Source organism: uncultured Chitinophaga sp., assembly GCF_937874145.1.
GTDB lineage: Bacteria > Bacteroidota > Bacteroidia > Chitinophagales > Chitinophagaceae > Chitinophaga.
Genome location: NZ_CALNBI010000451.1, coordinates 1 through 12,670, shown reverse-complemented (window position 1 = coordinate 12,670; position 12,670 = coordinate 1). Strand labels below are relative to the sequence as shown.

The window sequence follows — 12,670 nt, the reverse complement described above, 5'->3', positions numbered from 1 at the left end:
AGAATTCGTTCTCTTGTAAAAGCCGTCCGTTTTCCTGCAAGGTGACGGTCTGGCGCGTATCGTAACCGGTATAATAATACCTGGCGAGCAGCGTTGTCGTTCGGGAAGCCTGTTGGCGGAGGTTCAGCCCGGCGTTGATGTCCTGTTCGCGGAGTTGGTCGTTGAAAGGCTGGGCGCCGTAGGAACGGAACATTTCCGACTGCCGGCCCGCCGCGCGAACGCGCGCCTGCAGGGAGGTGCGATCGTTAAAACGCCACTGGCCGCGCGCCTGGCCGGAAAAGCTCGTGTACGGCGGTGAAGTTTTGCCTTCTTTGAGATATTCGGTGTTGGCATTGAAGCCGTCTGTCTTATAAAAATTACCCGACAAGGAAACGAAGCCTTTGTTGTTTTTGAAGGGAGTTTCCGCGCTGAGGTTGGCGTCGGTGGTTTGATAGGTGCCGAAGCGAAGGCCTGCGGTAGCTTGCGCCCTGCGCACGGCTTGCCGGGTGATGATGTTGATCACGCCTCCCAGTGCTTCAGAGCCGTACAGGCTGCTGGCCGCGCCTTTGATGACTTCGATGCGCTCCACGTCGCCCACCCCGATCCGCGACAGGTCGAAATTCCCGGCGAGGCGGCCGGTCATGGGCTGGCCGTCGATCAGGATGAGTACGTATTCAGAGCTGAATCCCTGCAACTGTATGCCCACGCTGCGGTTGCCGCTCCCCAGGTCCGGGACGATGGCCATGCCGGTTTGCTCGCGCAGCACTTCGTCGAGGCGGCGGCTGCCGGCGAGCTCGATGGATTTACGGGAAATGACGAGCGTGGGGGCGGTTTGCTGTCCGATGGTGATGAGATCGTCGGATTTGCGAAGGGGATTGTCCGTGACTTCATGGGTGCGCAGCGTGCGCACGGCCGGCGTTGTGTCGGCGCGCGGCGCCTGTGCGGATGCGGCAGCGCATACCAGGAGGCACGGAAGCAGAAGGGATCGCTGAATATGCATATCGCGTGCAAAGGTCCGCAGGAATGGCGGCCACTGGCGGAGAAATGCTTACCTGAACCGGAAGAATTCCGCTCAACCCCGGAAAAAAATTTACCATAAACGGAAAAACATATTCGGAAAACAGCGCAACCATGCGGGTTTTCCCGATCCGATCATTTGCCGTTCCCGATTGCGCTGCTAATTGTTGGCATGAAGGTTTAATATTGCCGGGTACAACAATTTCTCCATTTGCCTGCGCAACCCGTACATATCATCCCTTCCTGCCGGTTCGATATCAACAATACCGGCGGATTCCGTGAGCGCCGCCGCGAATTGTCGCAGGACGGGCACACCGGTTCCGTGTACGAAATGCTGAGCCCCGACGGGATCAATTTCGGGTATTACAATCTCCGGTCCAGCAACGCTGGCGAGATCGTCATCCGCAACACCACGCCGTTTTTCCAGATGAGCTACACGGTGAGCGGCAGCAAAAGCTACTCCGCGCAAGGCGGGGCCGACAAGCTGGCATCGCTGGACCGTCATCAATATAATTACCTGTTTTTCCCGGAAGAAGACATCCACATGCAGTGGCCCGCCCATGAGCAGCTGGAAATCTTTGAACTGGGCGTGAGCCCCGAGCTCGTGCTGCAGGCCATGCCGCACGATCATCCGCTGTTCGAGATTTTTTCCGGGAGCATCGCACGGAATGAAGCCGCAGCGATCAGCGCGGTGAACCTGCCATTGCAGTCTTCCATCAGCACGATCCTGTACGACATGCTGCATTGCCCGCTGGAAGGGCGTTACAAGCAATTGTTCCTGAAAGCCAAAACCATCGAGCTGCTGGCGATCCAGCTGGCACAATACGAGCAGATGGCCGGCCTGCGCCCCCGCGAAAGCACGCGCACGCTCAGGAAGGAAGATGTGGAGCGCATGCACATGGCGCGCGATATCATCGCTTCAAATATCCACAGCCCCTGTACCCTCATCGACCTGGCGCACCAGGTAGGCACCAACGACGCCTACCTGAAAAGTCATTTCAAGCAGGTGTTCGGCACTACGGTGTATGGTTATCTGCAGGGGATCAAAATGGCGCATGCCAGGGAATTGCTGGGACAGGGAAAGCAGGTGTCTGAAGTGGCGTACTTGTCGGGATACAAGCACACCGCGCATTTTACGCGGGCTTTTAAAAAGTATTTCGGCTATGCGCCGGGAAGGATAAAAGGCGGAGACTTTTAAATGAAAAACCGCATGGCAGGAGGCGTGAAAGCCCCCGCCACGCGGCGTATTGGCATTTGCGGCAAAGTACCTGGTCAGGTGGCCAGCCAGTAAAATATGGCGAGCCACACAAGGCCTTTTACGAGGAAGAATACAAATCCCCAGAAGCCCAGTCTCTTCAGCCATTTCAGGATGGCCTCCTTTTTGGGTGCTTTCATTTTTTATTCGCTGATGATGCGGTAAATCTTAAAATCGCTCGACATCGGTGCGGGACGGCCTTCCGCTTTGGCTTTGGCCAGTTCGTCGAATCCGCGCTGGTGGCCGGCGGTGAAGGCGGGCGACTTCATCCAGTCGCGGAATGCGTTTTCCGATTCCCAGTAGCTGACGATCAGGTATGCGTCCCCGGCTTTTTCGGGACGCAACACATGCATATTGATAAAACCAGGCATGGTATCGATCGCGTGTGCCCGGGAGGCAAACATCTGCTCGAAGCGGTCTTTAAAGTCGTCGTTGCAAGTGATGTAGTTGATGGCAACATAGTGATTTATCATAGTATTGTCTTTTTTTGATGGAATAAAGGTACGCATGTCATCGAATTGTCATCGACCTTCGGCGGAAATTCGGTTACCCGAAAGGGAAACATTCCATGTTTCCTGAATGGGTTGGTGATTTTCCGGAAGTGGTCAGCGGTTGCACTGAAATTTGCGACGCTAAACCACAGCCCAAATGAAATTACGAATATTGATCATAGCGGTGGCCGTGCTGCTCGCATCCTGCGGGAAAGACAGCGACGATACCCCCGCCCCCACAGGCCCTCCCAGCATCCTGGTCTCCGATCTCCAGGCGGATACCGGCGCTTCCGTCGGCGAGCCCGGCGAAGGCAAAGAGCAACGGCCGTTTTTCTCCCTCATCTTTAGCTTTTCCACCAAGCAGTCGCGCCTCATCAAAACCACGGCCGACTCCGCGCAGTATTTAAAGAACCTCGACTGGGACATTGCCTTCACGCAGGAATACAATTCCTATGTGGTGGTGAATAACGGCACGTACACGGGAACGCCCGGCGCGGGCGGTCCGGGTAAAGGCGCGATGATCATCGTTGAGAAGCCGTATGACCAGGTTACGGAAGCGCCGTCGGACGCGGAGTTCGAGAACAAGGGCGTGCATGGCGTGGGTTGGGACAGCGGTAATGGTTACGGCTGGTTCTTCTATTCGCTCAGCAACCACATTTGCGTACCGATCAAGAACCGCACGTTCGTCCTCAGAACGGCCGACGGCAAATTCGCCAAGCTGGCGCTGCTTAATATCTACAAAGGCAATCCTCCCGTGGTGACGGACCTCTTCTGGCCCGCACCCTTCCTTACTTTCAAATATTTCGTTCAGGCCGACGGAAGCCGGAAGCTGAACACATCCAACTGATTCAACCATGAAAACAAAACTGATTGGCATGCTGGCCATCGTGTTGCTGGCGGCCTGTTCCAAAGATGACGCGCTGGTAACGCCGGAGCCTCCCGAAACCGGTGGCGGCGGTAACGCTGTAAAAACGGGCACCTACCGCGTCGTGAACCTCGTTGCTGATACCAACGCCACTTCCGCCGGGGACGCCGTTTCCCTTTACTACAGCCTGGAGGAGAACAAAGTAATTCCCGCATCACAGCGGCAGACGGGCAACTGGGACATCGTTTTTTACGGGATTTACAACAGCAGCATCTATCCCAATAACGGCAACGCCGTGGGTTCGCCGGGGTTCGGCGGGCCGGGAAAGGCGGAGATCGCGGTGATCGTAGACCGCAAGTTCGACGCGCAATATTATGATACCTCCAATTTCAAGCCTAAAACATTACCCATCCCCAAAGCCCTCTGGAACGAGGCGTACAACAAAGTAACCACCGTGCCCGCGGGCCTGCGCTTCGTAACGCGCGACATCGGGCTCGACCACTTCCTCGGCGGATTCGACGGATGGGGGTATTATGATTTCTACGGCAGCATGTTCCCCGGCAATCCGCTGAAGTCGCACGTAGTGTACACCATGCCGCGCGTGCTGATCGTGAAAACGCATAAGGGCCGGTACGCCAAGCTCATCATGGAGAATATTTACAAAGACAGTCCTGAGAACCCCGACCGTACCAACAAGCCGGGTTACATCACATTCCGTTATGGTTCCACCAACTTAAACATCCCATGAAATATATCTATTCCATCCTCCTGACATGCGGGCTTTTTGCCTGCACCAAAACGGAAACGATCGATGCGGCGCCGGAGCCGGCCAACCGCATTGAGTCGTTCCGCGTCGTGAACGTCCAGGGCGATCCCATCGAGGCCGCTGTTTCCGACAAAGAAAATACCATCACCCTGTATCTGCCTGCTTATCGCCAGTTGACCATCCTGGAACCGGAGATCACGCTGCCGGCGGGTTCCACCGTTACCCCCGCTTCGGGAACTTTGGTGGAAGACGTTTTCGGCGCCATCCGCACCAACCGGGAGATCACCTACACGGTGACCGCCAAAGACGGCAGCAAGCGCGATTACAAACTCCACATCCGGACGCACCAGCCGGACGTGACACTGGAAGAACTCAGTACCGTGGACGATATCAAGGAATACACCATCAACACGAAAGATCAATATTCGAGTTTTACCATTTACATGAAAGGGACCGGATTTTCGGAAAACAATGAATTGATGAAAGTAGCGCTGGTGGATGAAGGCGGGAATGAACTGCCGGCGTTCAATTTGTCGACTACGCATTTGGGCAGTTTATACCAGGTGTCTCCCTACCTGGATATCTCCGAAGCGCAGCAACCCTTGCTGGATAAACTTACTGCAACCGGCCTCTATCGCCTGCGGGTGTACGTCTACGGCCGCGTCAAGACTACGCAATATCCCATCCGAATTATCAAACTGTAATCATGAGAATCGCATATATCCTCTCATTCGGCCTGTTGCTGGCCGCATGCAAGAAAGAAACCGAACAGGCGCCGTCGCCGCACACCCGGATCGCCAGTTTTAAAGTGGAGGCGGGGGAAGAAATGATGATGGCCGCCATGTCCGGCGACAGCATCGTGATGTATTGGCCCTTCCACATTGCCACCCCGGAATCGATCCAGCCGCAGATCGAAGTGTCGGAAGGCGCTACGTTGAGCCCTGCTTCGGGCGCATCCGTTCCTTTCCGGACGGGTACGGCTTACACGGTGAAGGCGCAGAATGGAACGGAGAAGAAGTATTTCCTGAAAGTTGTGCTGAACCAGGCGCCGATCCAGATCAGCGAAACGGGTTCGTATATCGCGGAAAGGGGCGGCGAATTCGTGACCGACATCGGCTCGACGATGCGCTACTTCGTGGCGGACCCTTCCGTAACAAGCTTTTACCTGGTTGATACGCCGGGAACGGCCACTAAAATGGACATCGAATTCTTTACACCGCAAAACGGCATCCCGAACATACGGGTGAAAATTCCCGAAACAGGTTTGAAGCCCGGAGCGTACAGGGTGCGCATCACCTGCGGCGAGCAGTCCAGAACCACCGAGAATTACGTATTCGGCGTTTTGTATAAATGGAGTGAAAGCCCCAAAGTGACGGCGTTAGCCGCTGACGTAACGGTGAAGCGCGGGGAAACGATCACCTTCTCCGGATCGAATTTCTTTGACCTGAAGGATGCGGTCGCATACACATACGATGCGAATTATCTTGAAAAAGAGATCATGCCGCTGCCGTTTGTGAGCAGCACCGCTACCACGGCTACTTATCGCATTCCCGACAATTTCCCTGCCGGCACGTACCAGTTTGGCGACTGGGGCCCCGGCGCGATGGGGATCCGGCTTCGCATCACGGATTTCACCGGCTGGTGGAGCTGGAACGGCAACCGTAAAAACTACGTGGAAGTGACCGGTTTTGTAAAATTCACAGTTGAACCCTAAGTATTTGACATACCATTTCTAATTGTTTCACCCACAAACCCAAATCACACTATGATTACCATGAGGAAAACCCTTCGTCCTTTCGGTGGACTGCTTGCAGCCGCCCTGTTCCTGGCCGCCTGTTCGAAAAACAACGATGTGGCGGCCCCGGATCAAACCCGTATACCCGCCGGCGACCTTGGCATTGCCGTAACCATCCCCGACGGCACGAGCCAGGCGATCACCGGTCCGGGCGTTACTTCCGGCACCATTGCGCGCAGCGGTGCGGTGTATACGGTAACCAATTTCAAACAAGCCTACAGCACTGGCCCGGGCCAGCCTGCGGACGGCAATTTTTACTGGCGTTTCTCTGTAAACGAAGCGGGTACGCCTTCGACCTTTGAGTTGAAGATGACCGGTATCGCCACCGGCGACCTGGTGCCGCGCGATTCCATCAAGATTATCGACAAGTCTTTTGCTACGGTGGTAGCGTCCGACTGGGCGTTGGGAACGCTCCCGGGCACATCGCCTGCAGGCCCCAACGTGATCGGGATGAACACGGTGACCGGAACCGGTATTCCTCCCGCCGTATCCGCGTATGCGAATGGTAAAGGTTGGTATACGTATGCCTGGAGCTCCGGCCATACCGTTACACCCGTAGCTGGCAGAACGATCCTGGTGAAGGTGGGCACTACGCTCTGGAAGATGCAAATAACCTCCATTTACCAGAATGGCGTTACCGGCGGGGCGTTCCCGTACTATAACTTTGTGTACGCGGCGCTGTAAGGTGCCGGTACCTGGTTTGGAAAGTAATATTGAGTTTTGTTTAGTTCGTTGGCCGCGGGGGACCGCGGCCAACTTTTTTTGTGGGAGGAATCGTTACGGAATAGACGAATTTGTATTTTAATGCATGGTTTCTATGAAAGCAGAATCCGTGTATTATAATGAAGACATTCTTTCCCGCAACGCTCATCCTTCTCCTCTTCACCTCCTTCATCCCACGCGAACGCGTTTGGGTTGCCATCGGCGACTCGATCACCTACATGAACGAGCACCCCGAAGAAACCGACCACCGCATCACAAAAGGATATATGACGATGGTGACGGAAAAGCTCCCCCATATCAAATACCACAACCAGGGCCACAATGGCTGGACGGCAGGGCGCATCGCCGAATCCTTCGATAAGCTGGGCATTGGGGAAGCAGATATCTATTCAATTTTCCTGGGAACAAATGATTGGTGGGCAGGCCGGGAACTTGGAGCCATGGCGGATTACAAGGAGAACCGCGGCAACGGGACGGTACACGGTTCTTTCCGCATCATCATAGATAAAATAAAGCAACTCAATCCGGAAGCCCAGATCATTCTCATCGCGCCCCTGCAACGCGGTGACTTCGTATACCTGAAGAATCCCCGCAATAACGCCTGGGGTTCGTACAAACCCAACAAAAACGGCAAAACCCTTGAATCTTTCGTTGCCGCCCTCGATTCCATCGCGCAGCATGAGAACATTGCCTTTGCGGATCTTTATCATGATAGCGGCATCAACCTGCGCAACATGGTGAAGTTCAAATGGCTCAAAGATCCCTCCACCGGAAAACCCCGCGCATTCAGCTGGCCAGCCTGGAAAGACGTTCCCTGGAACCCCGAATCCGACGAGTACCCTTACCCGCCAGAAGCCATCGGCATGACGTACGACGGTCTCCATCCCTCCGATAAGGGATATGCCGCTATCGCAAAAATGCTGGTGAAAGCAATGAAATAATCTGGCTTCTATTACACCAGCTTCCGGTAAACGTCCATCGTCCCCTCCATACACCGCTCCATGGAAAAGCGGCCGAGCCGCTGCGCGCCTTTCGCCCTGAGTTGGCCGGAAAGTTCCTTGCTATTGATCACCGCGTCAATGGATTGCGCCATTTCATCGATTTGATACGGATCGAAGTACACCGCCGCTTCGCCGCCCACTTCCTGGAAACAGCTGGTATTGCTGGTGATGATCGGGCAATTGTTCCGGAAAGCTTCGAGGATGGGCAAACCGAAACCTTCGTACAAAGACGGGTAGATGAACGCGAGGGCGTTTTGATAGAGGGAATTCAGTTGGGTCTCTGTAGCGGAAATCTGTTTCGCCCGGTTTTGAATCCCGGCGCGGTAAAGCATTTCCTTCTCCGCCACACCGAAATCCCCGCCGCCGGCGCACACCAGGTTGATGTCGTAGCGCTCCAGCACAGGTTTTACCGCCTGCACGAACCGCCCGAAATTCTTATATCCCGCGCGATCGCCCACGAACAGCACATACTCCCGGAAAGGCAGGGTGAAAGCAGTGTCTTTATCTGCATGCAACAACGCCGGGTTTTCCTGGTAACCGTGATATACTACGGTGATCTTCTCTTCCGGGATGTTATAAATCCGCTGCAGATCGTTTTTGGTGGATTCGGAAATCGCTATGAGATGGTCCGCCCGGGTGATCGTTTCCCGTTTATATTGCACATAGATTTCGTTCGTCGAGAAGTACTCCGGGAACAGTTCATGGATCATGTCATGAACGGTGATGACGAACGGCTTTTTCAAGCCTTCCAGGAAATAAGGATGGTAATACGTGGGGTGAAGGACGTCGAATTCACTCTTTTGGATATGACGGCGCGCATATTTTTCATTCCACTTCGCCTGCTTGCGGTATTTCTTCAGCAACCGCTCTGCAAGGAACGGCGGCATGGGGAATTGCCGGTCCTGGATGTATTGGTTCCTGCTGTAGAGCACCAGTAATTTGCATTCCGCATCTTCACGCGCCTCCAGGGAATTGCAGATGTTGGCAAAATATCTCGAAATCCCGCCGTAGCGCTGCATGGTAAAAATCTGGTGGTCGAAGCAAACTTTCATATCTCTTTAATGTTCTAAATAGCAGCCCAAGATACTTAAATCGGAACGCTTTGCCGGTTTTAATGCACTCCAGCTGGATAACTTTGCCTTATAAAACAGCACCAATAATGCGGGTACGTGCGGTTATTTTGCCTGTTCGTGCATATTTGTGCGGGAATATGGCGCTTTTTCGGTAAATTCGGTATATCAACCAATCTGCCCCGCTTATGCTGAAGGAAGAACGCCACAACGTTATCCTGCATGAAGTTAATCTCCATAACAAAGTGCTCACGACCTGGCTCGTGGACAGGCTTGGCGTTTCCGAAGACACGATCCGGCGCGATCTGAACGAACTGGCGGAAACGGGCAGGATCATCAAGGTTCACGGCGGCGCGCTCTCGAAGTCTTTCCATAATTCTTTCAGTCCCAGCGACGTATATGCTCCCACGGAAAAGAAAATAATCGCGCAGAAAGCCGCAAGGCTCATCCAGAACGGAATGTTCGTGCTCACGACGGGCGGCACCACCATCCTGGAGATGGCACGTGCGCTGCCACCGGAGCTGCATGCGACGTTTTTCACCGGCAGTCTGCCCGTGGCCTACGAATATTCCCAGCATCCGAACATCGACGTCATCCTCATCGGCGACCGCCTCCTGAAAAGCTCGAAGATCACCGTCGGCGGTGCCGCGATCGAGCAGATCCGGCAGGTGAAGGCAGATTTGTGCTTCCTGGGGACCAACGCCATCGATCTTCATGCCGGCCTAACGGACAACGACCGCGATGTGGTGCAGATCAAAAAGGCGATGATCGAGTCATCAACCCGGGTCATCTCGCTGGCGATCTCGGAGAAGATCAATACCGCGCAACGACTCAAAGTGTGTAATATTAATAGCATCGATACCATCATAACAGAACTGAACCCAGGAAACGATCTCCTGCAACCCTACCGGGCGGCGGGATTGGACATGATCTAAACCCCGACAGGCTTATATCGACAGTGGAACGGGGGCAGCGCTCCCAACGAATCGAACGAAGAACCGGCTTTACCCCATCAGCTTGCATCCGAATCAAACGACGGAAGGCGCAGCCTTTTGCTTTCATGTGAATAGCCCATCAACCAAAATCCTTTCCCAGGTATCAATTTTTTACAGCAAAAATCAGATTCGTCATGACAAATCCACTTCGTAATCAGCAAACAAGATGGAAGATTTGCACGCTGCTGCTCTTCTTCCTGCTAACGGCCGGCGCGCTGAAGGCGCAGGTCCGTTTCAGCGGTACCGTCACCGCTCCCGGCGGTTCGCCGGTGCCCGGCATCACGGTGGTGTTGCGGAACACTTCTTCCGGAGCCACTACCGATGCCAACGGGCAGTACAGCTTTTCGGCTAATGTAACGGGGAACAGCGCCATGCTGGAGTTTTCCGGTATAGGGTTTAAGACCATTTCCCGTTCGGTTATGCCCAGCGGCGGCCAGGCCACGGTGGACGTTGTGATGGAAGAAGACGTGTTGAAGATGGATGAAGTGGTGGTGATCGGTTCCACGCTTCGCCAGTCGCGCAAGCAACTCGGGAATACGGTGAATTCGGTGGATGCGAAGCAACTGCTGAACACGGGCTCCGGCAACCTGAGCGCTTCGTTGCAGGGGAAAATCCCCGGCGCGCAGATTTCCCAGACTTCCGGCGACCCCGCGGGCGGGATATCCGTTCGCATGCGCGGGACCAGCACCATCATGGGTTCTTCGGAACCGCTTTATGTTGTGGATGGCGTGGTGATCAGCAATGCCACCACCAACGTGACCAACCTCAACGTTACCGGCAATCCCAGGGCTGATCTGGGAACCAACCGCCTGGCGGACATCAATCCCAACGACATCGAAAAAATCGACGTGATCCCCGGCGCTTCGGCCTCCGCGATATATGGCGCCCGCGCGAGCAATGGCGTGGTGCTCATCACCACCAAATCCGGCAAAACCGGTCAATTGAAGATCGATGTGGGTACCAGCGTGATCATGAACGAGCTGCGGAAGAAAGTGTACATCTCCACGTACGGCAAGCAATTCGGCACCGCCGCGCTCCGCCTGGGAAATATCAGCGATGCGCCCGCGGGCGTGCCTTTTATCACGTATGTGCGGCCCGACGGACAAACGCGCAAACTCGCGAGTGAGTTGGTAGACGTTACGCGGTACGATTACCAGGATGATATCTTCCAACGGGGAATCGGGACGGATAATTATTTGTCGGTCAGCGGCGGCACGGAGAAAACGAAGTACTATTTCTCCGGCGGATATTACAAGAACGAAGGGATTGTCAGGAACACCGATTTCCAGCGTTTCAACTTCAAGGCGCGTATCGACCAGATGATCAATAAATACATTTCCATTACCGGCGGGGTGGCGTATACGAACAGCTTCTCGAACGAAAAGCCCAATGGTAACGTATTCTGGAGCCCCATCAACTCCATCAACATTACCAATAACATTTTCAATATCCAGGAAAGGGACGTTTACGGGAATCTCAAAGGAGTGGAACCCACGCGCGTGAACCCGTTGAGCGTGATCGAGGATATGTCGCTCACGCAGCAGGTGAGCCGTACGATCAGCGACTTCCAGGTGAAGATCAAGCCGGTGGATGGTTTGAGTATAGATTACATATTGGGGATCGATAATTTCAGCCAGGAAGGAAGGAATTATATCGAGCGGTATCCGTATATCTCCGCCCAGGAAGGCACGGGGTATGCGTCGTCCGCCAATGTGAATACCTTCCTGGTCAACAATGACGTGAACATTTCCTACAACGGTAAGTTCGGGGATTTCTCTTCGCTGACGACCGTGGGTTTCAACCATCAATACCAAAAGATTACGGGGCTGTTTAACGAAGGGCGCGACATGTTGCCCGGTATTACCACGATCAACGGGGCCGCTACCCGCCTCGATCCCCGGTATACTTACGACCAGCGGCAGACGTACGGCGCTTTCCTGCAGGAGACTTTCGGTTACAAGAACATTGCCTTCCTAACGCTGGCCGCCCGTATCGACGGCTCCACCAGCTTTCCGGAGGAAACGCGGAATTACTGGTACCCGAAAGCGAGCGTCGCCTGGAACCTTAGCGAGATGGACTTCTGGAAGAATATGGGTTCCTGGTTTTCATCCGCAAGGCTTAGAGGATCGTGGGGGCTGGCCGGCAACCTGACGGGTATCGGATCGTATGAGCGGTTTACTTCTTATACGAGCGCTTCGCTGAATGGCATTGCGACCTACAACCTGAATCCCGGTTTGGGTAACATGACGGTAGAGCCGGAGCGCGCCAGTGAACTAGAGGGCGGTGTGGACCTGTCGTTCCTGAATAACCGGCTGGGCGTGGTGTTTACGGTGTATAACAAGAAGATCGTCGGCAGTTCGCTCCTTGTGGAACGGACGTTGGCGCCTTCGACGGGTGGTACGGGGCAGATCCAGAACGTGGGTGATTTGACGAATAAAGGTTGGGAACTGGGGATCACAGCTACGCCGGTTGTCAACAAGAACTTCACCTGGAACCTGTTCGGATCGGTGAACCGCAACAAGAACCTGGTGACTTCCTCCAGCCAGGTGACGCCGATTACGCTGGTAAACGCCGCGGGATCGCCGTCGGTGATCCTGGCCGGAGAGCCGGTGGGTGTTTTTTACGGTAATTACTTTGAGCGCGATGCCAATGGTAACTGGGCGGTCGACGACCAGGGCAGGCCTATTGCCGCGATCAACAATCCCACGGCGAA

The 12,670-nt window shown here is 54.6% G+C and carries 13 protein-coding genes; 9 read left to right on the top strand and 4 right to left on the bottom strand.

What is annotated here, in order from left to right; genetic code table 11:
• The coding region (locus Q0510_RS21560) for a TonB-dependent receptor plug domain-containing protein (protein ID WP_298716238.1) at positions 1–979 on the bottom strand (979 nt) is incomplete at its 3' end.
• Between the two features lie 228 nt (positions 980–1,207).
• Between Q0510_RS21560 and Q0510_RS21555 the strand changes: the two genes are divergently transcribed.
• Positions 1,208–2,194, top strand: coding sequence for an AraC family transcriptional regulator (locus tag Q0510_RS21555; RefSeq protein ID WP_298716236.1), 987 nt, complete (start codon positions 1,208–1,210; stop codon positions 2,192–2,194).
• Positions 2,195–2,268: 74 nt separating this feature from the next.
• Here Q0510_RS21555 and Q0510_RS21550 read toward each other — a convergent pair whose 3' ends face one another.
• Together Q0510_RS21550 and Q0510_RS21545 are read right to left on the bottom strand one after the other, a co-directional pair.
• Entirely contained in the window at positions 2,269–2,391 is a 123-nt protein-coding gene (locus Q0510_RS21550) for an alanyl-tRNA synthetase (protein ID WP_298716233.1), read from the bottom strand.
• Between the two features lie 3 nt (positions 2,392–2,394).
• Complete coding sequence (locus tag Q0510_RS21545; protein WP_298716231.1) at positions 2,395–2,724, bottom strand: antibiotic biosynthesis monooxygenase; 330 nt, start codon at positions 2,722–2,724, stop codon at positions 2,395–2,397.
• 175 nt (positions 2,725–2,899) lie between these two features.
• Here Q0510_RS21545 and Q0510_RS21540 point away from each other — a divergent pair, with 175 nt between their 5' ends.
• From Q0510_RS21540 to Q0510_RS21515, 6 genes are all read left to right on the top strand, one after another.
• On the top strand, positions 2,900–3,589 hold the full coding sequence (locus Q0510_RS21540; protein WP_298716228.1) for an HmuY family protein: 690 nt from the start codon (positions 2,900–2,902) through the stop codon (positions 3,587–3,589).
• Positions 3,590–3,596: 7 nt separating this feature from the next.
• Entirely contained in the window at positions 3,597–4,355 is a 759-nt protein-coding gene (locus tag Q0510_RS21535; protein ID WP_298716225.1) for an HmuY family protein, read from the top strand.
• On the top strand, positions 4,352–5,077 hold the full coding sequence (locus Q0510_RS21530; RefSeq protein ID WP_298716222.1) for a hypothetical protein: 726 nt from the start codon (positions 4,352–4,354) through the stop codon (positions 5,075–5,077). Before Q0510_RS21535 ends, Q0510_RS21530 begins: the two co-directional genes overlap by 4 nt.
• A 2-nt stretch (positions 5,078–5,079) precedes the next feature.
• Positions 5,080–6,087, top strand: a complete 1,008-nt coding sequence (locus Q0510_RS21525; protein ID WP_298716219.1) for a hypothetical protein — start codon at positions 5,080–5,082, stop codon at positions 6,085–6,087.
• 60 nt (positions 6,088–6,147) lie between these two features.
• Complete coding sequence (locus tag Q0510_RS21520) at positions 6,148–6,852, top strand: hypothetical protein (RefSeq protein ID WP_298716216.1); 705 nt, start codon at positions 6,148–6,150, stop codon at positions 6,850–6,852.
• Positions 6,853–7,010: 158 nt separating this feature from the next.
• Positions 7,011–7,832, top strand: coding sequence for an SGNH/GDSL hydrolase family protein (locus tag Q0510_RS21515; RefSeq protein WP_298716213.1), 822 nt, complete (start codon positions 7,011–7,013; stop codon positions 7,830–7,832).
• Between the two features lie 11 nt (positions 7,833–7,843).
• Here Q0510_RS21515 and Q0510_RS21510 read toward each other — a convergent pair whose 3' ends face one another.
• Complete coding sequence (locus tag Q0510_RS21510; RefSeq protein ID WP_298716210.1) at positions 7,844–8,944, bottom strand: glycosyltransferase family 1 protein; 1,101 nt, start codon at positions 8,942–8,944, stop codon at positions 7,844–7,846.
• A gap of 206 nt (positions 8,945–9,150) precedes the next feature.
• On the opposite strand from Q0510_RS21510, the gene Q0510_RS21505 reads away from it, so the two are divergent.
• The gene (locus Q0510_RS21505) at positions 9,151–9,897 is read left to right on the top strand and encodes a DeoR/GlpR family DNA-binding transcription regulator (RefSeq protein WP_298716207.1); all 747 of its coding nucleotides are present in this window, start codon (positions 9,151–9,153) and stop codon (positions 9,895–9,897) included.
• A gap of 194 nt (positions 9,898–10,091) precedes the next feature.
• The coding region (locus Q0510_RS21500; RefSeq protein WP_298716204.1) for a SusC/RagA family TonB-linked outer membrane protein at positions 10,092–12,670 on the top strand (2,579 nt) is incomplete at its 3' end.

What these genes read in the sequence shown, in the direction of transcription:
- Q0510_RS21550 (WP_298716233.1), bottom strand. Translation starts at nt 2,391, where the DNA reads ATGAAAGCACCCAAAAAGGAGGCCATCCTGAAATGGCTGAAGAGACTG.
- Q0510_RS21545 (WP_298716231.1), bottom strand. Translation starts at nt 2,724, where the DNA reads ATGATAAATCACTATGTTGCCATCAACTACATCACTTGCAACGACGAC.
- Q0510_RS21540 (WP_298716228.1), top strand. Translation starts at nt 2,900, where the DNA reads ATGAAATTACGAATATTGATCATAGCGGTGGCCGTGCTGCTCGCATCC.
- Q0510_RS21535 (WP_298716225.1), top strand. Translation starts at nt 3,597, where the DNA reads ATGAAAACAAAACTGATTGGCATGCTGGCCATCGTGTTGCTGGCGGCC.
- Q0510_RS21530 (WP_298716222.1), top strand. Translation starts at nt 4,352, where the DNA reads ATGAAATATATCTATTCCATCCTCCTGACATGCGGGCTTTTTGCCTGC.
- Q0510_RS21525 (WP_298716219.1), top strand. Translation starts at nt 5,080, where the DNA reads ATGAGAATCGCATATATCCTCTCATTCGGCCTGTTGCTGGCCGCATGC.
- Q0510_RS21520 (WP_298716216.1), top strand. Translation starts at nt 6,148, where the DNA reads ATGAGGAAAACCCTTCGTCCTTTCGGTGGACTGCTTGCAGCCGCCCTG.
- Q0510_RS21515 (WP_298716213.1), top strand. Translation starts at nt 7,011, where the DNA reads ATGAAGACATTCTTTCCCGCAACGCTCATCCTTCTCCTCTTCACCTCC.
- Q0510_RS21510 (WP_298716210.1), bottom strand. Translation starts at nt 8,944, where the DNA reads ATGAAAGTTTGCTTCGACCACCAGATTTTTACCATGCAGCGCTACGGC.
- Q0510_RS21505 (WP_298716207.1), top strand. Translation starts at nt 9,151, where the DNA reads ATGCTGAAGGAAGAACGCCACAACGTTATCCTGCATGAAGTTAATCTC.